Source organism: Plantibacter sp. AC185 (assembly GCF_979258065.1).
This window is the reverse complement of the sequence record NZ_OZ409831.1, coordinates 1,767,951-1,787,568: the sequence shown is the minus strand read 5'-3', so window position 1 is coordinate 1,787,568 and position 19,618 is coordinate 1,767,951. Positions and strand designations below refer to the sequence as shown.

The window sequence follows — 19,618 nt, the reverse complement described above, 5'->3', positions numbered from 1 at the left end:
GCACCCGGCCCCAGACGAGGAGACACCATGCAGAGCACCACAGCGCCGCCGATCATCTCGGTCCGGGACGTCCGGCGTTCCTACGGTCGCGGTCAGAACCGGTTCGAGGCGCTGAAGGGGGTGAGCTTCGACATCCAGGCCGGCGAGAGCGTCGCGATCGTCGGGAAGAGCGGCTCCGGCAAGTCGACGCTCATGCACGTGCTCGCGCTCCTCGACGCACCGAGTTCCGGCACCGTCGAACTCGAGGGGGTCGACACGAGCACCCTCCGCGGTCGCCGCCTCAACACGACCAGGAACAAGACCTTCGGGTTCGTGTTCCAGCAGTTCTTCCTCACCGCCAACGCGACGGTGCTCGAGAACGTCCTGCTCCCCATGAAGATCGCCGGCGTCCGCCGTGGTGACCGACGTCGCCGGGCGCTCGCCGCACTCGCGCAGCTCCAGCTCGAGGACAAGGCGCGGAACCGCGCGGTGAACCTCTCCGGCGGGCAGAAGCAGCGGACGGTGATCGCCCGCGCGCTCGTCAACAACCCGCGGATCATCTTCGCCGACGAGCCGACCGGCAACCTCGACACGGCGACCGGCGCCGTCGTGGAGGACATCCTCTTCTCCCTCAACCGGGAGAGCGGCATCACCCTGATCGTCGTCACGCACGACGAGGAGTTGGCGGCACGCTGCGACCGGCGGATCCTCATCCGCGACGGACTGCTCGTCGAGGACGAGGCGGTGGCCGCATGAGAACCGTCGACCTCATCGGGACCGCTGTCGCGAACACGTTCCGGTCCAAGACCCGGACCATCCTGACCATCCTGGCGATCTTCGTCGGAGCGTTCACCCTCACCCTCACCAACGGGCTCGGCACCGGCATCAACGCCTACATCGACGACACGGTGTCGAGCGTCGGTGCGTCCGACACGATGACCGTCACCAAGACGGCCGACACCGGCGGCGGTCTGGGTGCGGCGACGAGCGGGCCGAAGGAGTACGACCCGGACGCGGTCGCCTCCACCGGTGCCGGTGCGCCGGGATCGACCGTCGTCGCCCTGACACCGACCGATCTCGACGAGCTCGGCGGGATCGACGGCGTCCTCGACGTGCAGGCCGTCAAGTCGATCTCGACCGACTACATCGAGGCGGGCGGCGGCACGAAGTACGTCGTCGGTGTCGGTGGACTCATCTCCGGGCAGAGCGTCACGCTGCTGGACGGTGCACAGCCCGACGACGACACCGACACGCTCCAGCTCGTGCTCCCCACGTCCTATGTGGAACCGCTCGGCTTCAGCAGCGACGCCGACGCGGTCGGGCAGACGGTCACGGTCGCGATCACGGATGCGCAGCGCACGCAGCACACCGTGGATGCGACCGTCGTCGGAGTCGCCGAGGAGAGCCTCGCCTCGCCCACCGGTGCCTCGATCGTGCCGAACGCCGCGCTCACCGACCTCCTCTACGCGACGCAGAACATCGGCGTCCCGTCCGACCAGGTCGAGCGGTACGCGCAGGCGTCCATCCGGTTCGGCGCGGACGCCACCGACGAGCAGGTCACGGCGTTGAAAGACCGACTGGCCGACGCGGGCTACACCGGCACGACCGTCGCGGACCAGCTCGGCACCATCAAGACGGTGATCGACGGGATCGTCCTCGTCCTCAACGCCTTCGCGATCATCGCGCTCCTCGCGGCCAGCTTCGGGATCGTGAACACGCTGCTCATGTCCGTGCAGGAGCGCACCCGCGAGATCGGTCTGATGAAGGCCATGGGGATGGGCAGCGGGAAGGTCTTCGGGCTGTTCAGCCTCGAGGCCGCGTTCATCGGCTTCCTCGGCAGCGCGATCGGCGTCGGTGTCGCGGTGCTCGCCGGCACCGGCATCAGTGCCGCGCTGTCCGGATCGCTCCTCGCCGACCTGCCGGGCCTCGACCTCATCGCGTTCGACCCGGCGTCGCTCGGGATCATCGTCCTGGTCGTCATGGTGATCGCGTTCCTCGCCGGCACCCTGCCCGCCGCCCGTGCCGCCAAGGCCGATCCGGTGGAGTCGCTCCGCTACGAGTGATGCGCGGAGGTCCGGCATGCCGGGTGGCGACTGTGGGGCGTGGCGGAAGCGGCGCCCCACAGCCGCGCCGGCGCCAGGTTGAGGAGCAGCGCCGGCGCAGACGCTCAGGTCGCGTCTGCGGCGTCCACGTTACGACAAGCGGCCGTCCCGTCGTCGGAGGTTGAGGCTCCGCGCCCGCTCTTCTACGCTTCGCGCTGTGGGGTGGTGACGTGCTCGGGCCTGAGTCCGATCCCGATGAACCTCGCCGCAAGCGGTCGGATGACGGGGCTGGCGAGCCGCATCAGCCGGATCACCCACCGCGGCGCGATGTGGGCACCCGTGGTGGTGCGGGAGATCACCCGATGCCCCGCTCGCTGGATGCGCTGCATGATCCTGACCGGCAGCTCACGTCGACGTTGGACGGCCGCGAGGACCCCGGACGGTGCGTCCCCTGCGGCGAGGTGGCCGGCGATCGCGTTGGACAGGGCGACCGCATCCTGGATCGCGTAGTTGACCCCGACGCCGAACATCGGTGACATCGCGTGCGCGGCGTCGCCGATGGCCATGAAGCCCGGGCGGTACCAGCGGTCGAGGCGGTTGAGCTGGACCGAGAGGAGCTTGACCTGGTCCCAGCCGGTCAGGGTGTCGACCACCGGGCGCAGGACGGGCGCGGCATCGACGATCCTCTGCCGGAGCGACGGCAGGCCTTCGGCTCTGAGCTGCTCCGCGCCGCCCTTCCGGATGACCATGCCGGACTGGTACCGGTCACCCCGGTCGATCGTGAGCACCATGCCGCGAGGCGAGAGGTAGGCGAGAGTCGGGGGCGGAGGGTCGGCCGGCTTCGGCAGGCTGAACCACAGGACGTCGATCGGGACGCCGCTCTCGTCGGGGATGAGTCCGGCCGCGTCGCGGAGTGCCGAGGTGCGTCCGTCCGCCGCGACCGTGAGGGTGGCTCGGATCTCGATGTCGGTGGAGGTGCTGGTCGCTGGGTCGGTGTCGGTTGCTGGGTCGTCGGCGGTCGTCGTGGTCGCGCGCAGGCCGCGGACCCGGCCATGCTCCACGACCAGGCCGGTCGCCTCGGTGCAGAGGCGGAGCTCGAAGTTCGGCAGTACGGCGGCCTCCTCGGCGAGGAAGTTCAGGAAGTCCCATTGCGGCGCGAGGACGAGGAACCGGTCGGGTGCCGGCAGGGTGCGGAAGTCGACCATCGTCATCCGTAGGCCGTCGATCACGGCGTCCATCGTCTCTAGCCGGTTGAGCGGCAGCCGCAGGAACCGCTCGCGCAGGCCGAGCTCGCCGAGCAACGTGATGGTCGACGGGTGGATCGTGTCGCCGCGGAAGTCGCGGAAGAAGTCGGCGTGTTTCTCGAGCACGGTCACGCGGAGGCCGGCCCGGGCGAGGAGGTAGCCGAGCACCATGCCGGCCGGGCCGCCACCCGCGATGACGCAGTCGCGGTCGCTGGTGTGGTCGACGGTGTGGTCGCCGTGATCGCTGTCGGTGCGGGTCGTCGGTTTCATCGCGCTGCTCCCGTCGGTCTCTTCCGGACACTACTCCGGAACCCATATCGTCGACATCATGCGTCTGTTGCAGCGGGCAGGACTGCCGCTTCTCGTCTCCGGAACGATCGTGCTCGCGCTGACGGCGTGCACCGGTGGGAGTGGGCCCGCTGGCGGCTCCGCCGGCAGTGCATCGCCCGCTGCGTCGGTGCCGGCGGAGTCGTCGAGCGGGGGCTCGGGAGACGGATCGTCCCTGCAGGTCGACTGCGCGGCGGTGGAAGCGGCCGTCGCGCCGTACATCGAGGGACTCGTCGCGCGGGAGGACAACGGGGCGGACGAGTACGGGACCGTCTGCGGCTGGGAGGCGCCGGAGGGGACGATCGATGCGGCGGACATCCGGTCGGTGGAGGTCGTCGTCTCGCCCGAATCGAGCGAGGCGCTGTCGGCCGATGAGCTCGCCGCCGCCGGGCTCACGCCGATCCCGGATACGACCATCGAGGCTGCCGGAGGGACCGCTTACAGCGCGACGGTCGAGACCGGTGTCGCCGCGGTGATCGTCACGACGGTGGTGCTGCCGGAGACGGAGATATCCGTCACCGGTGGGCAGTGGGCGGGTCATCCGTCGCTCGACGGGCCTGCCGCGATCGCGGTCGTGAAGGCGCTCATGGGCCGGTGAGTGGACTGGGAGCCGCGGAGTCCCTCCGGTCCCCGAGCAACCCTCGCCCGTCCCTGAGCAACCCTCGCCCGTCCCTGAGCAACCCTCGCCGATCCCTGAGCAACCCTCGCCGGTCCCTGAGCCTGTCGAAGGGTACTCGCAGGCACTTCGACAAGCTCAGTGACCGGGAGAGGTGCACCCGCGCTCACTCCGGTCTCCGAGCAACCCCTGCGGTCCCTGAGCCTGTCGAAGGGCGCACGAGGAAGCGTCCAAGACCAGCGACACCCATCCGGTCCCTGAGCCTGTCGAAGGGCACTCGTAGGCCCTTCGACAGGCTCAGTGACCGGGAGAGGTGCACCCGCACTCACTCCGGTCCCCGAGCAACCCCATCCGGTCCCTGAGCCTGTCGAAGGGCACGCGAGGAGACTTCCACATCCGATACCACTCAGCATCTGGAATGTCAGTGGTCCATGGTGGACTGGAGTCATGGCCGAGACCACCACCACCACCGCGATCCGCGCGAGCGACGAGCACGCCGCGCGCCTCGCGGAGTTCTCGGACCACTATGCGGACATCCAGCGTCGGCGTGCTGCTCTGGACGCCGAGGAGGCCCGGCTGCTTGCTCGATCTGCCGCCTACGCGGACGCCTTCGCAGACGCCACGGTCCCCGCCATCTTCCCGCCCGCGGAACGTCAGGCCCTCTCCCGCCGGTCGACCTGCGCAGCCCTCGCGATGGCGACGCGCACGCCTGAGCGGACGGTTCAGCGTGCGACCAACGATGCCGAACGGCTCGTGAACGAAGCGCCGGCTGTGCTTGCCTCACTTGAGGCCGGTCGTATCTCCGCCCGGCACGCGCAAACCATCACCGACCAGCTCTGCGACGTCCCGACCGCAGGGCGAGCGGTGTTCCTCGCCGAGGTCCTGCCGGTCGCCGAACAATCCACCAATGCGTACCTCCGGAAGCGTGCCCGCGTGCTCCGCGAGCGTCTCCACCCCGAGTCCATCACGGCTCGCGCAACCCGTTCGGAGGCGGACCGTCGGGTCGAGTTCGAACCTGCCGCCGACGGCATGGCGTGGGTGCACCTGTTCACGACGGCACCGATCGCGCAAGGCATCATCGAGCGGGTCGAGACGGCAGCTGCGGAATCGCGCAAAGCCGGTGACACCCGCACCTGCGGACAACTCCAGGCCGACGCGCTCGCGGCGCTTGCACTCACCGGCGTCACACCCGACGACGTCATGTCCAGCGCGGTCCTCCCGCACCCGATCGAGGTGCAAGAACACATCAAGCCGACCGTGCAGATCACGGTCCCGGCGCTCACGATGGCCGGCGTGAGCGATGCCCCGGCGACGCTCGACGGCTACGGACCCATCGACCCGGAGACCGCGGCGCGTATCGCGGTGAACGCCCCAAGCTTCACCCGGATCCTCGTCCAACCCGAGACCGGCGCGGTCCTTTCCGTCGGGCGGAATCAGTACCGGGTTCCAGCCGACCTGCAACGCGCGGTGCGGCTTCGGGACGGCACCTGTCGCGCACCGGGCTGTGGCAGACGAGCCCGGGCCTGCGATCTCGACCATTCGGTCGCGTGGGAGGACGGCGGCGGGACGGATGTCGGCAATCTCGCCTGCTTGTGTCGACATCACCACCGGCTGAAGCACCTCCCAGGCTGGAACCTCGACCACGGACCCGGCGGGGTGCTCGAGTGGACTACACCTGACGGCAAACGCCATCGGACCGAACCGGACCCCGCACCGTTCTGACCATTTCCGGTCCCTGAGCCTGTCGAAGGGTTCATCGTGGGCACTTCGACAGGCTCAGCGACCGGGAGAGGTGTGCCTGGAACCGATTCGGTCCCTGAGCTTGTCGAAGGGCACTCGGGTTGCGCTGACTCAGTGACCGGGAAGGGTGTGCCCGGAACGTTGAGGGGTCCTGGTGGGCACTTCGACAGGCTCGGTGACCGGGAGAGGCGTACCCGGAACCGATTCGGTCCCTGAGCCTGTCGAAGGGCACTCGGGGTGCGCTGCCTCAGTGGCCGGGGAGAGGTGTGCCCGGAGCGTTGAGGGGTCCTCGTGGGCACTTCGACAGGCTCAGTGACCGGGAAAGGTGCGCCCGAACCGTTTCGGTCCCTGAGCCTGTCGAAGGGGTTTCTCGTGGGCACTTCGACAGGCTCAGTGACCGGGGAGAACAGGCTCAGTGACCGGAAGAGGTGTGCCCAGAACGTTTCGGTCCCTGAGCTTGTCGAAGGGCACTCGGGTTGAGGGCACGCAGCGCGGGGAGCGGCTTCCGGGACCGCCCCCGCACCTCGCCGGGTAGGCTCCAAACGTGGGCACCGACGAAGACCAGATGCTGTCACTCGTGTACGCGAGCACGGCGACACAGCCGTTCAGCGATGACGACCTCACCGCCCTGCTCGCCGTCTGCCGCGAGAACAACGCCCGCGCACAGCTCACCGGCATGCTCGTTTACCGCGACAGCCGGTTCCTCCAGGTCCTCGAAGGACCGGAGCCCGCCGTCCGTGAGCTCATGGACACCCTCGCGGCCGACCCACGCCACACCGGCATCCGCGTGATGTTCGAGGAGCCCATCCGCGAACCCCAGTTCGCCGCCTGGACCATGGGCTTCGAACGCGCCGACACCGGCTCCGCCGCAGACCTCGACGGCTACCGCGACACCTTCGACGACCTCGACCGCGACGACCCGACCGCCACCATGCGCGCCCTGCAGGAACTCGCCCGCTGGTTCCGCAGCCGCGCCACGCGGAGCTGAGCCGCGCTCAAGCCCGCGGTCAGCCCGCGCTCACACCCGCAATCAGCCTGCGAGCTTGCCGATCGGGCTGTCCGCGAGGTTCGCGAGCAGCTCGGCGACGTCGCCGTAGACCGCGACCGCACCGGCGTCACGGAGCTCCTGCTCGCCGAACCCGCCGCTTCGCACGCCGATGCACTCCACACCGGCCCGCGCAGCCGCCTCGATGTCCCAGACGGCATCGCCGACCATGACGGCCCGCGACGCCGGCACGCCCGCACGATCGAGCGCGACCTCGACGATGTCGGGCTCCGGCTTGGCGGTCTCGACGTCGCCGGACGAGGTCGCCGCGAAGATCGCATCGTCGACGTCGAGTAGTTCCCGCAGGATCTCGAGTTCGTTCTCCGGAGCCGACGTCGCCAGCACGACCGCGATCCCGCGCCCCGCCAACTCGCCGAGCAGCTCGCGCGCACCGCCGATCACCCGCAGCCGGGAGGTGTTCTGGAGGTAGTACTCGCTGTGCAACTCCTTCGCCCGCTCGCCGTACTGCTCGACCTCGTCGGAACCGTCCAGCAGCGATTCGAGCAGCTCACCGCCGTCCTTGCCGATCGAACGGTGGATGCGCCATGCGTCGACCGGCCTGCCGGCATCGGCGAACGCGCGATCCCACGCGTCGACGTGCAGGTAGTTCGAGTCGACGAGCGTCCCGTCGATGTCGAAGAGCACCGCGATGCGGTCGTCGGAGTTCTCGGGGACGGTGGTGTCAGCTGATTCGGACATGCATCCAGTCAAACCCGCGAGCCCGCGATTGTGAAGCGGTGGTCATTCGCCGCAGAACGTGCGAGCCGCAGTGCCGCCCGCTACTGGAACCGGCTGGTGAGGATCACCGAGCTGGTCGCGTCGTCGAGGAACACCTGCGTCACTCGACCGTCCTGCGAGAAGGCGTCGTCGAGAGCGGACGAACGCACGAACGGTCCCGGCGGCAGCGCGTCGTCGAGTCCGGCGTCGAGGTCCGGAAGCTCCGCCTCCGCGTCCGAGCCCGCCTCAGCGGGGGCGAGCGCCCGCAGTTCCGCGTACCCGGCCTCGTCCAGGACGACGACCGCGTCGATCCAGTACGTGCTCGGGCCCGGAACCCGCTCGTCGCCCATGGTCCCCGACATCCAGGTCGCCGAGAGCGCGCTGGCGAGTTGTGGGAATCGGTCGGTGAGTGGGCCGAGCTCATGCCGGATCTCACCGGTGCCCGAGCGGGTGGCGGAGTCCGATGCCGATGTGGATGCCGCTGTCGTCCGGTCCGGCGCGGGTGATGACGCGCAGCCGGCGAGCAGACCTGCGACCACGGTGACCACTGTGGCCACGACGGTCGCGCGCGGCGCGAGACGGTGACGTCGATCATGCATCCGAGCAGTCGTGTCCATGCCAGCAGCCTAGAGGTCGTCGATCACTGTCCGTTCGGCCAGCCCGGGACTGTGCGGCAGGCGGGGGTGCCCGGAACGGCTTGCGCCGAGGCTGGAGCCATGAACCTCTCCACCGCCCATCCCATCGAGGCTCGCGGGCTCCGCAAGACCTTCCACGGTCGCCCGCGCGTCGATGACGTGTCCTTCACCGTCGCCCCTGGCCGGGTCGTCGGACTCCTCGGCCCCAACGGCGCCGGGAAGACCACCACCATCCGCCTGCTGCTGGGACTCGCCCGTCCCGACGCGGGGGACGGTCTCATCCTCGGCCGCCCGTACCGCGAGCGTGATCAGCCGGCGCGCACCATCGGCGCCGTCCTCGACGCGGGCGGACTCCACCCGGCTCGCACCGGTCGGCAGCACCTCCGCATCGCCGCCGCGCGGATCGAGGTCGACGCCTCCCGGGTCGACGCGGTCCTCACCGAGGTGGGGATGGCACGCGACGCCGACCGCCCCGCCGGCGGGTACTCGCTCGGGATGCGTCAGCGCATCGCGATCGCCGCAGCCCTCCTCGGCGAGCCGGCCGTGCTCATCCTCGACGAGCCGTCGAACGGCCTGGACCCGGCAGGCATGCAGTGGCTCCGCCTCCGGCTGCGTGCGTTCGCCGACGCGGGTGGGACGGTGCTGCTGTCGTCCCACCTTCTCTCCGATGTCCAGGACATCGCGGACGACGTGGTCGTCATCACCGACGGTCGCGTGCTGGCGCAGTCGTCGATGGTCGACATCCTCGCCGCGTCGGACGGCGACCTCGAGGCGTACTACCTCCAGGTCACCGGAACCGCCCAGCTCACCGAGAACGGGCAGGTGCGCTGATGTTCCGCGCTGAACTCATCGGGCTCGTCACCACGACCGCGACGAAGGTCACCGCGGCGGTCGCCGTCGTGGGACTCATCGTCACGCAACTCGCCTTCGTCACCCTCATGCCCGCCCTCGCCGACGGCGAGATCGGACCGGGACTCGACGCCCTCGGGAGCGACTTCCCCGTCCTGGACCTCGCCACCCGTGCCGTCCAACTCGACGCGCTCAACCCCCTCGGTGCGTCGATGGGCAGCGGCTCCATCGGCGTCGCACTCCTGGCGATCACTTTGCTCGGTGTGCTCGCCGGCACGAGTGACGACCGCTACGGCGGCATCGTCGGGGCTGTCCTCGCCTCGCCGAAGCGGTTCCGCATCGTCGCAGCCAAGGCGGGCGCGGTCGCACTCGTCGGCGCCGCCCTCGGTGTCGTACTCGCCCTCGTCAGCCTGGTCACGCTCGTGATCACCCTGGCAGCGGCCGGGACGCCGTTCGTCCTCGGTCTCCCGGACCTCGCGGCACGGTTCGGGCTCGGTGTCCTCGCGGTCACCGCCCTGTCGGTCATCGGCCTCGCGGTCGGACTCATCGTCCGCACCCAGCTCGCCGGCGTCCTGACGATGATCGGGATCCTCATCCTCGAACCGATCGTCGTCTCCTCGATCCAGCTGATCACCGGCGGCATCGTGCCGGTCTGGACCCAGTTCCTGCCCGTCGCCCTCGCACAGGGCGTCATCCACGGCGGAACGGACGGGCTCGGACCGATCGTCGTCATCTTCGCCCTCGTGGCCCTCACCGCCGCCCTCACTGCGGCCGCATCCGTTGCGCTCTCGCGCCGCGACATCTGAAAGGAACCACCCACATGAACGACCAGACCCAGACCCACACTCAGACCAAGACGCAGCACCAGACCCGTCACCGCACGATCATCGCCGTCTCGGCCGCCGCCGCCCTGCTCGCCGGAACCGTCTCCCTGAGCGCCTGCTCCAGCGCAACGGAGCAGACCGCCGGTCCCGGCTCGGAATCCGGCCCGCTGCAGGACCGGATGCAGTCGCTCGTCGACGCCGGTTACCCCGCGGCGCTCGCCTCGGTGATCGGGCCGGACGGTGAGGCGATCGATGTCGCCGCCGGCATCGGCGACCTCGCGACCGACGAGCCGGCCCCGGTCGACGGCGAGGTGCGGATCGCGAGCAACACGAAGATGTTCGTCTCGACCGTCGTGCTCCAGCTCGTCGAGGAGGGGAAGGTCGCCCTCGACGCCCCGATCGACACCTACCTCCCTGGGCTCATCACCGGCGACGGTATCGACGGCACCCGCATCACGGTTCGTCAGCTGCTCCAGCACACGGCAGGGCTCCCCGAGTACGCCGACCAGATCGCCGCCGACGCGTTCGCGGCACAGGAGCGGTACACCTCGCCCCGCGACATGCTCGACATCGCCCTCGCCAAGCCGGCCGTGTTCGCGCCGGGGGAGCGGTGGGCGTACAGCAACACGAACTACCTCGTGCTGGGGCTCATGGTCGAGAGCGTCACCGATCGAGCGCTCGCCCAGCAGATCGACGAGCGCATCGTCAAGCCACTCGACCTCGAGCACACGTACTTCCCGGCGCCGGGCGAACGTGAGCTGCGCGGTGAGCACCCGCACGGGTACCACGCGAAGACCGTCGGCGACCTCCTGGACATCACCGCGCTCGACACCTCGTTCGCCTGGTCCGCAGGTGCGCTCGTCTCGACGCCGCACGAGCTCAACGTCTTCATGAAGGCCCTGCTCGACGGTGAACTCCTGAACGAGGAGACCCTCGCCGAGATGCAGACCACGGTCCCGGCTGGTGACGAGCTGTGGCCGGGGGCGGGCTACGGGCTCGGCCTGCAGAGCTACCCGCTGAGCTGCGGCGGTGTGGCATGGGGCCATGGCGGCGACATCCCCGGAACCCAGACGCGCAACGCGGTCGGTCCCGACGGCACGGCTGTCACCATCGCCGTCACCTCGCTGCCGTGGGCGGTCGTGTCGCCCGACGACAACGAGCGGTTGATGAAGCAGTACCGGATCGTCGTCGACGCCCTCGACGCGATCCTCTGCGAGCGATGATCACTTCCCACCGGACGCCGAGCGCCGGCCCCAACCGGGGTCGGCGCTCGGCGTGGTTGACTCGACCCATGACCTCTCCCGCGCGGCCCGCCCCTGTCGCGGCCCGTCTGCGCTCGGCGCTCCCGCCGGTCCTGGTCCTCGCCGGTGCGGTGGGGTACCTCGGGGTCGTCCCGTGGGTCGACGAGCTGCACGCCGTGCCGGGTCGGATCCCGCCGTGGGTGCACGCGGCCCTGGTCGTGCTCCAGGCCGTCGCGTTGCTGCTGCGGGCCCGTTACCCGGTGGTCGTGTTCGGGGTCGTGGTCACGCTCGACCTCGTGATCCTCGGTAGCACCGGCGGCGAGCTCGGGATCGGCTCGTTCGGCGTGATCCTCGCCACCTATGCGCTCGCTCGTCACGAGGAGCGGCGGACGGTCGTCCGCGCGCTGGTGGCTGGCGCGTTCGCGACGACGGTGGTCGGCGGCATCGCGATGGTCTTCGGGTCGTCCGAGGAGCCGCTCATCCTCGTGTTCGCGGCCGTCGCGCGCATCGTGTTGCAGTACGTGCTCCCGGCCGGTGTCGCCGAGTACGCCAGGGGTCGTGAGCGCTTGCTGTCGGCGATCGAGGACCAGGCGCGTATGGCCGAGAACGAGCGTCGGATCAGCGTGCAGAACGACCTCCGCGCGGAACGCACCGCCCTCGCGCGGGAGCTGCACGACATCGCCGGACACCACCTGTCGGGGATCATCGTCAGCGCGCAGGCGGCCAGTGCTCTGGTGGAGCGCGACCCGGAACGCGCTCGGGAGATGCTCCAGACGGTGCAGTCGGACGCACGAACGACGCTCGTCGACCTGCGGCGGACGGTCGGCCTGCTGCGCAGCGATGACGCGGACGCCCAAGGTGGCGGAGACGGATCGACCCTCGGCCCGGCGACCACCCCGACCATTGCGGCGATCCCGGAACTCGTCGAGGCGGCGCGGTCGCGGGGGCAGCACGTCGCCTACACCGTGACCGGTGAGCCTCGTGTGCTGGGGCCGCTCGCGGAGACGGCCGCGTACCGGACCGTCCAGGAATCGCTGGCGAACGCCGCCCGCCATGCGCCCGGAGCCGTCTGCCGTGTGGCGGTGCGGTTCGAGGCGGACGCGATCGAGCTCATCGTGACGAACGCCGCGTCGTCGCAGCGGCCTGCGTCGCCGTCGCGCGACGGCTACGGTCTCTGGGGCATGCGCGAGCGTGCCGAGCTCATCGGGGCGCGATTGACCGCGGGGCCGACGGACGACGGCGGGTGGCGCAACCGCCTCACCATTCCTGACGAGCACCGTCCTGACGAGCAGGGTCCCGACCAGCACCGGAGTGACGCATGATCCGCCTCCTCATCGCCGACGACCAGGCGGTCGTCCGCGCCGGCCTCTCGGTGATCCTCGGTGCCGAGCCCGACATCGAGGTGGTGGGCGAGGCGATCGACGGTGCCGACGCGGTGCGGTTGGCGAAGGAGCTGCGTCCGGACCTGATCTGCATGGACATCCGGATGCCGGGCACGGACGGGATCGCGGCGACCCGCACGATCACGGCGGATCCGGATCTCGACGCCGACGTCCTCATCCTCACGACCTTCGACGTCGACGCGGACGTGTTCGCCGCCCTCGAGGCCGGTGCGGCCGGCTTCCTCCTGAAGGGCGCGGACGAGGCGACGCTGCTCGCCGCGATCCGTTCCGTCGCAGCGGGGGAGGGGACGCTCGACCAACGCCTCACCCGTCGCATCCTGCGCGAGTTCTCCGAGCGCCGCAGCACGACCGCGCCGGCCACCACAGCTCCGGCCGAGTCACCGCTCACTGACCGCGAGTTCGACGTCCTCCACCTGTTGGCCGAGGGCCTGTCCAACGCGGAGATCGCGGACCGGCTCTTCGTCGAACCCACCACGGTGAAGTACCACCTGGCCGGTCTGCTGCAGAAGACCGGCGCGCGCGACCGTCTCCAGGCCGTGCTCTGGGGCATCCGAGCGGGGCTCGTCGACCCGCGGTGAGGGGTGGCGGTCCTACGGCTAACCTCGGTTTTCTGGTGAACCGAGGTCAAGGGCGATGCGTCGGGACGGTTGGGAATCAGCGCGGACCGGGTGAGAGGCAATGCTGGTGGCTGTATCTGACACTGCAAACCAGAGCGCAGGGCCGTACTCATCGCCCCACTCCAACATGGCGGGGATTTTGGAGGGGGTGGATGTCTTGGCCGCTGACCGACCATGGCACGCGGCCTAAGGGCCACTATCTACCTCATCGTCGGAGTGCTCAGGTGTGGGCGTTCGCGCGCTCGATGAGAGAAATGACGGATTCCACTTTCCTTTTAAGATCGAATGGCATTTCCGATTGCCAATGTTCCGTTGCGGCACGGGCGATGGCAGTCTTGCTCGGCTTTCTGATTCCAAGACGACTGGCGTCCAATGGATTGGACCAACGTGATTGAGGCGAAAAGGCTGCGTTGGTGGTGCTGGGGTGAGCGATCTTGATTGCCTCTGTCAGGACGGACTCAGGTACGTAATTTTCGATTGTGTACCCGGCAGTAACCCAAGAAACGCCGGTAGTCGGGTCCTCGTCTAGCGTTCGCACCACGCGTGATTTACTTGCATTTACAGGCTTTCTCGCGGATGTCTTGTCTGAATCTATGAGTACACACATGTACCGATTCAGCGCGCGCAGAGAGATGAAGTCGTTGACCTCTTCTTGATCGAGTGGAGACAATTCGCTAAGGAGCGAGCCTCCATAGAACATAATCGAGTAGTGCGTGCCCTCGATGAAGACATTTGGTTTGAGCATCTCGATCCAGTGCTTCAGGTAGGTCCGATCAGACGGTCCCTCGACCCAGAGAATCGCGTTTGTCTGCACGAGGTCGGATGGTCGGTAACCTAGGTCGGCACAAACCGCTGCACGGTCCCGCGCGGAACCGGCGTATCGAATGTTCGATGAGCCATCACGGAGCGTTACGTGAAAGATCGTGCCAAGGGCGGAGTCGAGCATGTGGGCCGAATGGGTCGCAATGAAGTACTGGTTCGTTGTACTCTCGGCCAGATAGCGAAGGAGCTTGCGCTGTAATATCGGGTGCAAATGTACTTCCGGTTCCTCCACGCAAATCACCGAGTGAGTGATTATGGTCGCAGCGGCCGCCAAGATCACCACCTCGTGCACGCCACTTCCGACGTATTCGATCGGGAGGGTGCGTCCTCCTTGGCTTACATGAATCGTGGATAGGTCATAGGGCACGTCAATCGTCACAGATTCGTCATCCATCACTGCCCTGACGAAGTCTTGAATCTGTTGAAAAATCTTCTTGTCTCCAAGCCTATCTGAGCTCGGGGCCTGCAGCTCCAGCAGACGTCGCTTAATGCTTCGACCATTGAGGTCGGGATCATCCTCGCTCGCGGTAGAGATCTCTCGTACGCCCTCAATCCGATGGGCCTTTGGCCACTCCGGCTGCCTCTTACTGATCTCGTTGATGACGCGCAATGCGTCCTCACCATGCCCGCCGCCGGTAGTGCCCGTCAGCGCTCCAGAAAGTTCCTGTGAGTAGTGGTTGCCGCCGATTGCGGCTGCCCACTCCTGGTACAGCCCTGCGGCGGCCTCATCGTTCTTCGGCGCCAACCAAACCTCGTCCGAGGCTGTAAGACTCAGGGTGCTGAGGGCGCTGAGAAACTCGCGAAACTTCTCGTCAAAGAGATAAACGCGCGGCTCGGACCGGATCCAGCGTGCAACCTCCTCGACCTCATATGCGACTAAGCGGACTGGGCGGTGCTCCGCGTCCCCCAGCGGACGGTCCCAGGACTCTCGCGCCGAGACCTCATTGAGAGTGTCTGCAACCACGCGGAGCACGTTCGACTTGCCTACATTGTTCTGACCTGCGATTAGGTTGATCTTGGACAGTGGGGACAGCTCGCTCAACGAGGAAGATGAGAAGCTTCGATAGCCCGCGAATGCGATGCCTTTGATGAGGTCCATGAGGGTCATAATGCCGCATGTCTGCGCAGGCCGCAGGGTGCTACCTCGTCGTTATCAGGGGAACTGCATCGTTCCTAGGATGGCGACGTCAGCGATGGCGACCCAGGTGATTCATCGGAGACAGGCGCCTCTAGGCCATGGTCAGTCGATCCGGTGCGAAGGTGAGCGTACGCGACTGCGTTGCGTGGTCGGCTTCGCTGCCTCCGAGCGAGGAGTCTCGCTCGTGGATGAGGTCTGATAGCGCTAGAGCGTTGCGCGGCCCGGACCAACGAGTGCAACTGCATCCGTGGTTGGGAGGCCGTGGCGACGAGCGTCGATGACGATTGCGAGCTGCTCCGCGATGACGGCGGGGTATAGCGGCGAACGCGCGGCTCTGATGCCGGATTTGCGTGTTGTATCGCTCTGCAACGGTGCGTCCTTGTTCTACTGCAGAAGCCAGGAAAGCCGGTGAGTGCGTCTAGGGCCGTGCTCTGGGCATCGCGCGGGGCTCGTTGACCCGCGCTGAGCATCGCGGACGGCTCGACCGTCTGCCCCTCTCCCGATTCGCGCCCTCCAGTCAGGTAAGGCTATCCTTCCTAGGTCCCACCCCTCGAATGAAGGAGACGACGTGCACCAGCGCGCCGCCATCAGCCTCGTCCTCGCCGCGGCACTCGCCGTCGGACTGTCCGCCTGCGGCGCGTCTGAAGCGGTCGAGCCCGCATCGACAGCCGCCGCCGGGCAGGGCGCGGCCGACTACCCGCTCACACTCGACAACTGCGGCACCGAGGTCACGATCGACGCCGCACCACAGCGGGTCGTCTCCCTCGACCAGAACTCCACCGAGATCCTGCTGTCCCTCGGGCTCGAGGACCGCATCGTCGGCACCGCCTCCTGGACGGACCCCGTCCTCGACTCACTCGCCGACGCGAACGCCGACGTCCCGCGCCTGGCCGACAACGCCCCCACCTACGAGGTCGTCCTCGGCGCAGACCCGGACTTCGTCACCGCCTCGTTCGGCCGCCACTTCAATGAGGGCGGCGTCGCACCACGCGAGCGGTTCGCCGAGACCGGTGTCGCCAGCTACCTCTCGCCCACAGACTGCGACAACGGGACGAGCATCAACGGCGGCGGGACGCGCACGACGCCGCTCACCATCGACGCGCTGTACCAGGAGATCACCGAGATGGGCGAGGTCTTCGACGTGTCCGACCGCGCAGCAACGCTCGTCGCCGACCTGCAGGGTCGTGCCGCGAAGGCGACCGAGGGTGTCGACTTCGACGGCACGACGGTCGCGTTCTGGTTCGCCGACACGAAGACCCCGTACGTCGGCGGTGGGCTCGGATCCGCCGCGCTGCTCGCCTCGACCACCGGGCTCGACAACGTCTTCGGGGAACTCGAGGACGACTGGCCGGCCACCACCTGGGAAGACCTCGTCGACCGCGACCCGCAGGTCCTCGTCCTCGGCGACCTGCAGCGCGACCGGTTCCCCGGCGACCGCCTCGACGACAAAGTCGCCTTCCTGGAGTCCGACCCGCTCACGAAGACCATGGACGCGGTGCGCAACCAGCGCTACATCGCCCTGCACGGCGCCGAGCTGAACCCGTCCATCCGCTTCGTCGACGGCCTCGAGAAGATCAAGGCGTGGTGGGTCGAGCACGAGGACGAGCTCTGAACCCGGAGACGGTGACGAGCGGCGAACCGGTGACGAGCGGCGACACGCTGATGAACAGCGACACGGCACGGCGACCGGCCTCGCGCGCACGCCGCGCGACGATCACCGGCCTGCTCGTCCTCGCCGGCGTGGTCCTCCTCCTCGTCTCGGTCGGCGTGGCGATCACACTCGGACCGGCGGACATTCTGCTCGTGAACGTGCGGGACATCGTCGCGAACCACCTCGGTGTCACCGACATCCCCGTGAAGCTGTCGAAGGACGCGATCGTGTGGGAGGAACGGTTGCCGCGGGCTTTCGTCGCGGCAGCCTGCGGTGCCGGGCTCGGGCTCTGCGGCGTCATCATGCAGTCGCTGCTCCGCAACCCGCTGGCCGATCCGTTCATCCTCGGCATCTCCTCCGGTGCGTCGACCGGTGCCGTCGCGATCGGGATCCTCGGACTCGGCGGGGCGTCGATCGGCCTCTCCGGCGGCGCGTTCATCGGCGCGCTCGTCGCCTTCGGACTCGTGCTCCTGCTCTCCCGTCTGTCGGGCGGCGGGACCGACCGGGTCGTGCTCGCGGGCGTCGCCAGCACGCAACTCTTCTCCGCACTGACGTCGCTGATCATCTTCGCGTTCGCCGACTCGGACGAGACGCGCGGCGTGATGTTCTGGCTCCTCGGCTCACTCGAGGGCGTGCGCTGGGACGATGTCGCGCTCTGCGCGATCGTCGTCGTCGCCGGGTCGATCCTGTGTCTCCGGCACGCCCATGCGCTCGACGCCTTCGCTTTCGGTGAGGACGTCGCGGCGTCGCTCGGGATCCACGTCGCGAGGACGCGTGCGATCCTGCTCATCGCGACGGCGCTCATCACGGCGACGCTGGTGAGCGTCGCGGGAGCGATCGGCTTCGTCGGACTCGTGCTGCCCCACGCCGCCCGCCTGCTCGTCGGGCCCCGTCACGGTCGTCTCATCCCGGCCACAGCGATCATCGGTGCCATCTTCATGGTCTGGGTGGATGCCGGCTCGCGCGTCGCGTTCTCACCGACGCCGCTGCCGGTCGGCGTCGGGACTGCGCTCGTCGGGGTGCCGGTCTTCATCGCCCTGCTGGCGCGGAGACGGAGGCGCGGATGACCCTGCATGCAGAGCACGTCTCCTGGAACCGCGGCGGTGCGCTCGTCGTCGACGGCGTGACCCTGCACCCGGAGCCGGGACAGACCGTCGGCCTCCTGGGTCCGAACGGGTCGGGCAAGTCGTCGCTCCTGCGGGTGCTCCACGGCCTCGTGAAGCCGACCGCCGGACTCGTGACGCTCGACGGCGTCGACCTGGCGTCGGTCGGTCGGCGGCGCATCGCGCGTTCGGTCGCGTCGGTGACGCAGCACGCCGACACCGACGTCGACATCACGGTGCGCGACATCGCACGACTCGGCCGGATCCCGCACCGCTCGGGACTCGGCGGTGACACCGCAGCAGACGAGACCGCCGTGGACCGCGCCCTCGCCCATGTCGGCTTGGCTGATCAGGCCGGCCGCCTCTGGCACACCCTCTCCGGAGGTGAACGTCAGCGCGCGCAGATCGCGCGGGCACTCGCTCAGGAGCCACGCGAGCTCCTCCTCGACGAACCGACCAATCACCTCGACATCCGACACCAGCTGGAGCTGCTCGACCTCGTCTGCGCGCTCCCGGTCACGACCGTGATCGCCATCCACGACCTCAACCTCGCCTCGATGTACTGCGACACTGTCGTCGTGCTGCGGGCCGGTCGGGTGGTCGCTGCCGGGGCGCCGGGCGAGGTACTGACCGCGGCGCTGATCGCAGACGTCTACGGCGTGGTGGCCGAAGTGACGCTGGACGTCGAGCGCGGGTATCCGGTGGTCACGTTCACGAGATCGGCTGGGCCGTCCCCGTCACGGTGATGCCGCCGGAGGCCGGGACGTCGACCGCCAGCAGACTGGGCGCGCCGACGTGGTGGCCCTGCCGGATGAGGATCCGGGCCGGAGGGGTGAGGAGACCGAGCGCCCGCAGGTAGCCGCCGAGGGAGGCCGCTGCTGAGCCGGTCGCCGGATCCTCGGTGATGTCTCCGACCGGGAAGAGGTTGCGGGCCTCGACGTGCAGGTGGCCGGCGTCGTCGAAGCCGTGATCGTGCACGATCGTGGCGGTCCCAGCCCAACCCTGCTCGTCCATCAGCGTGCGCAGGACGGTCGGGTCGAAGGTGAAGGCGTCGAAGACCTCCTGCTCCCGGACGGCGACGACCGGGTGGCGGTTGCCGGCGAACGACTCACGGAGCGGCCACCGCTCGTCGAGGTCGGAACGCTCGAGCCCGAGCAGCGACAGCAGGCGATCGGCGACCTCGGCGTCGAGACCGCGCACGGTGGGTTCGACGCTCGTGAACGACGCGGTGATCGAGCCGGTGTCGCTGTTCGTGTCGGCGTCGGCGTCTGCCTCGGACGCGGTCTCGACGACGAGGGGCCCGACGTTCGTCTCCAGCGTGAAGCGTCCGACGCCACGGCGCTCAGCCAGGGCGACGGCGGTGGCGATGGTCGCGTGACCGCAGAACGGGACCTCGGCGCCGGGGGAGAAGTAGCGCAGGCGCACGTGGCGGTCGTCACCGCCGACACCCGGGTCGACGACGAACGCCGTCTCCGGATACGCGACCTCGGTGGCGATCGCCTGCATCTCGGCGTCCGACAGCGCCGAGGCGTCGAGGACGACCCCGGCAGGGTTCCCACCACCCGGCTCGGCTGCGAAGGCGGTCAGGCGGAGGATCTCGGGAGGTCGCGTGGTCGACATTCGAC

Annotated in this window: 18 protein-coding genes; 13 read left to right on the top strand and 5 right to left on the bottom strand. The window is 68.7% G+C overall.

Annotated elements, in window-relative coordinates:
* Window positions 1-27 precede the first annotated feature (27 nt).
* Together ACZZZB_RS08500 and ACZZZB_RS08495 are read left to right on the top strand one after the other, a co-directional pair.
* On the top strand, window positions 28-735 hold the full coding sequence (locus ACZZZB_RS08500; protein WP_194643297.1) for an ABC transporter ATP-binding protein: 708 nt from the start codon (window positions 28-30) through the stop codon (window positions 733-735).
* Window positions 732-2,042: an ABC transporter permease gene (locus ACZZZB_RS08495; protein WP_463529441.1), complete on the top strand. Its 1,311-nt coding sequence runs from the start codon at window positions 732-734 to the stop codon at window positions 2,040-2,042. The genes ACZZZB_RS08500 and ACZZZB_RS08495 overlap by 4 nt, the downstream gene beginning before the upstream one ends.
* A gap of 182 nt (window positions 2,043-2,224) precedes the next feature.
* Here the strand turns inward: ACZZZB_RS08495 and ACZZZB_RS08490 are convergent, their stop codons facing one another.
* Window positions 2,225-3,535 (bottom strand): FAD-dependent oxidoreductase, encoded by a 1,311-nt coding sequence (locus tag ACZZZB_RS08490; RefSeq protein ID WP_463529440.1) that lies wholly within the window; start codon window positions 3,533-3,535, stop codon window positions 2,225-2,227.
* A 58-nt stretch (window positions 3,536-3,593) separates the two neighbouring features.
* Here ACZZZB_RS08490 and ACZZZB_RS08485 point away from each other — a divergent pair, with 58 nt between their 5' ends.
* The 3 genes from ACZZZB_RS08485 to ACZZZB_RS08475 all read left to right on the top strand — a co-directional run bounded on the left by ACZZZB_RS08485 (window position 3,594) and on the right by ACZZZB_RS08475 (window position 6,936).
* Window positions 3,594-4,190, top strand: a complete 597-nt coding sequence (locus tag ACZZZB_RS08485) for a hypothetical protein (protein WP_463529439.1) — start codon at window positions 3,594-3,596, stop codon at window positions 4,188-4,190.
* A 465-nt stretch (window positions 4,191-4,655) separates the two neighbouring features.
* Window positions 4,656-5,930: an HNH endonuclease signature motif containing protein gene (locus tag ACZZZB_RS08480; protein ID WP_463529438.1), complete on the top strand. Its 1,275-nt coding sequence runs from the start codon at window positions 4,656-4,658 to the stop codon at window positions 5,928-5,930.
* Window positions 5,931-6,492: 562 nt separating this feature from the next.
* Entirely contained in the window at window positions 6,493-6,936 is a 444-nt protein-coding gene (locus tag ACZZZB_RS08475; protein WP_463529437.1) for a BLUF domain-containing protein, read from the top strand.
* Window positions 6,937-6,978: 42 nt separating this feature from the next.
* Here the strand turns inward: ACZZZB_RS08475 and ACZZZB_RS08470 are convergent, their stop codons facing one another.
* Together ACZZZB_RS08470 and ACZZZB_RS08465 are read right to left on the bottom strand one after the other, a co-directional pair.
* A complete protein-coding gene (locus ACZZZB_RS08470; protein ID WP_463529436.1) occupies window positions 6,979-7,692 on the bottom strand; it encodes an HAD family hydrolase in 714 nt (237 codons plus the stop codon).
* Between the two features lie 80 nt (window positions 7,693-7,772).
* Window positions 7,773-8,327, bottom strand: a complete 555-nt coding sequence (locus ACZZZB_RS08465) for a hypothetical protein (RefSeq protein WP_463529435.1) — start codon at window positions 8,325-8,327, stop codon at window positions 7,773-7,775.
* 99 nt (window positions 8,328-8,426) lie between these two features.
* On the opposite strand from ACZZZB_RS08465, the gene ACZZZB_RS08460 reads away from it, so the two are divergent.
* The 5 genes from ACZZZB_RS08460 to ACZZZB_RS08440 all read left to right on the top strand — a co-directional run bounded on the left by ACZZZB_RS08460 (window position 8,427) and on the right by ACZZZB_RS08440 (window position 13,240).
* Complete coding sequence (locus tag ACZZZB_RS08460) at window positions 8,427-9,176, top strand: ABC transporter ATP-binding protein (RefSeq protein ID WP_463529434.1); 750 nt, start codon at window positions 8,427-8,429, stop codon at window positions 9,174-9,176.
* On the top strand, window positions 9,176-10,000 hold the full coding sequence (locus ACZZZB_RS08455; RefSeq protein ID WP_463529433.1) for a hypothetical protein: 825 nt from the start codon (window positions 9,176-9,178) through the stop codon (window positions 9,998-10,000). The genes ACZZZB_RS08460 and ACZZZB_RS08455 overlap by 1 nt, the downstream gene beginning before the upstream one ends.
* Window positions 10,001-10,014: 14 nt before the next feature.
* Window positions 10,015-11,241, top strand: coding sequence for a serine hydrolase domain-containing protein (locus ACZZZB_RS08450; protein ID WP_463529432.1), 1,227 nt, complete (start codon window positions 10,015-10,017; stop codon window positions 11,239-11,241).
* A gap of 68 nt (window positions 11,242-11,309) precedes the next feature.
* Complete coding sequence (locus tag ACZZZB_RS08445; RefSeq protein ID WP_463529431.1) at window positions 11,310-12,581, top strand: sensor histidine kinase; 1,272 nt, start codon at window positions 11,310-11,312, stop codon at window positions 12,579-12,581.
* The gene (locus ACZZZB_RS08440; RefSeq protein ID WP_463529430.1) at window positions 12,578-13,240 is read left to right on the top strand and encodes a response regulator; all 663 of its coding nucleotides are present in this window, start codon (window positions 12,578-12,580) and stop codon (window positions 13,238-13,240) included. The genes ACZZZB_RS08445 and ACZZZB_RS08440 overlap by 4 nt, the downstream gene beginning before the upstream one ends.
* A gap of 259 nt (window positions 13,241-13,499) precedes the next feature.
* Here ACZZZB_RS08440 and ACZZZB_RS08435 read toward each other — a convergent pair whose 3' ends face one another.
* Window positions 13,500-15,200 carry an AAA family ATPase gene (locus ACZZZB_RS08435; RefSeq protein WP_463529429.1) on the bottom strand — a complete coding sequence of 567 codons (1,701 nt, stop codon included), beginning with the start codon at window positions 15,198-15,200 and terminating at the stop codon, window positions 13,500-13,502.
* 607 nt (window positions 15,201-15,807) lie between these two features.
* Here ACZZZB_RS08435 and ACZZZB_RS08430 point away from each other — a divergent pair.
* From ACZZZB_RS08430 to ACZZZB_RS08420, 3 genes are read left to right on the top strand one after another with little or no spacing between them, the layout of a single operon-like run.
* Window positions 15,808-16,851: an ABC transporter substrate-binding protein gene (locus tag ACZZZB_RS08430; protein ID WP_463529428.1), complete on the top strand. Its 1,044-nt coding sequence runs from the start codon at window positions 15,808-15,810 to the stop codon at window positions 16,849-16,851.
* Window positions 16,852-16,901: 50 nt separating this feature from the next.
* Complete coding sequence (locus ACZZZB_RS08425; RefSeq protein ID WP_463530551.1) at window positions 16,902-17,957, top strand: FecCD family ABC transporter permease; 1,056 nt, start codon at window positions 16,902-16,904, stop codon at window positions 17,955-17,957.
* Window positions 17,954-18,739, top strand: a complete 786-nt coding sequence (locus ACZZZB_RS08420) for an ABC transporter ATP-binding protein (protein ID WP_463529427.1) — start codon at window positions 17,954-17,956, stop codon at window positions 18,737-18,739. Before ACZZZB_RS08425 ends, ACZZZB_RS08420 begins: the two co-directional genes overlap by 4 nt.
* Here ACZZZB_RS08420 and ACZZZB_RS08415 read toward each other — a convergent pair.
* The gene (locus ACZZZB_RS08415) at window positions 18,705-19,613 is read right to left on the bottom strand and encodes a PhzF family phenazine biosynthesis protein (RefSeq protein ID WP_463529426.1); all 909 of its coding nucleotides are present in this window, start codon (window positions 19,611-19,613) and stop codon (window positions 18,705-18,707) included. The two genes, ACZZZB_RS08420 and ACZZZB_RS08415, sit on opposite strands and share 35 nt — an antisense overlap.
* Window positions 19,614-19,618: the final 5 nt, after the last annotated feature.

Coding starts and splice junctions, on each gene's coding strand:
- ACZZZB_RS08455 (WP_463529433.1), top strand. CDS start 9,176: ATGTTCCGCGCTGAACTCATCGGGCTCGTCACCACGACCGCGACGAAG.
- ACZZZB_RS08435 (WP_463529429.1), bottom strand. CDS start 15,200: ATGGACCTCATCAAAGGCATCGCATTCGCGGGCTATCGAAGCTTCTCA.
- ACZZZB_RS08415 (WP_463529426.1), bottom strand. CDS start 19,613: ATGTCGACCACGCGACCTCCCGAGATCCTCCGCCTGACCGCCTTCGCA.
- ACZZZB_RS08485 (WP_463529439.1), top strand. CDS start 3,594: ATGCGTCTGTTGCAGCGGGCAGGACTGCCGCTTCTCGTCTCCGGAACG.
- ACZZZB_RS08460 (WP_463529434.1), top strand. CDS start 8,427: ATGAACCTCTCCACCGCCCATCCCATCGAGGCTCGCGGGCTCCGCAAG.
- ACZZZB_RS08480 (WP_463529438.1), top strand. CDS start 4,656: ATGGCCGAGACCACCACCACCACCGCGATCCGCGCGAGCGACGAGCAC.
- ACZZZB_RS08445 (WP_463529431.1), top strand. CDS start 11,310: ATGACCTCTCCCGCGCGGCCCGCCCCTGTCGCGGCCCGTCTGCGCTCG.
- ACZZZB_RS08500 (WP_194643297.1), top strand. CDS start 28: ATGCAGAGCACCACAGCGCCGCCGATCATCTCGGTCCGGGACGTCCGG.
- ACZZZB_RS08490 (WP_463529440.1), bottom strand. CDS start 3,535: ATGAAACCGACGACCCGCACCGACAGCGATCACGGCGACCACACCGTC.
- ACZZZB_RS08450 (WP_463529432.1), top strand. CDS start 10,015: ATGAACGACCAGACCCAGACCCACACTCAGACCAAGACGCAGCACCAG.
- ACZZZB_RS08425 (WP_463530551.1), top strand. CDS start 16,902: ATGAACAGCGACACGGCACGGCGACCGGCCTCGCGCGCACGCCGCGCG.
- ACZZZB_RS08440 (WP_463529430.1), top strand. CDS start 12,578: ATGATCCGCCTCCTCATCGCCGACGACCAGGCGGTCGTCCGCGCCGGC.
- ACZZZB_RS08470 (WP_463529436.1), bottom strand. CDS start 7,692: ATGTCCGAATCAGCTGACACCACCGTCCCCGAGAACTCCGACGACCGC.
- ACZZZB_RS08420 (WP_463529427.1), top strand. CDS start 17,954: ATGACCCTGCATGCAGAGCACGTCTCCTGGAACCGCGGCGGTGCGCTC.
- ACZZZB_RS08465 (WP_463529435.1), bottom strand. CDS start 8,327: ATGGACACGACTGCTCGGATGCATGATCGACGTCACCGTCTCGCGCCG.
- ACZZZB_RS08495 (WP_463529441.1), top strand. CDS start 732: ATGAGAACCGTCGACCTCATCGGGACCGCTGTCGCGAACACGTTCCGG.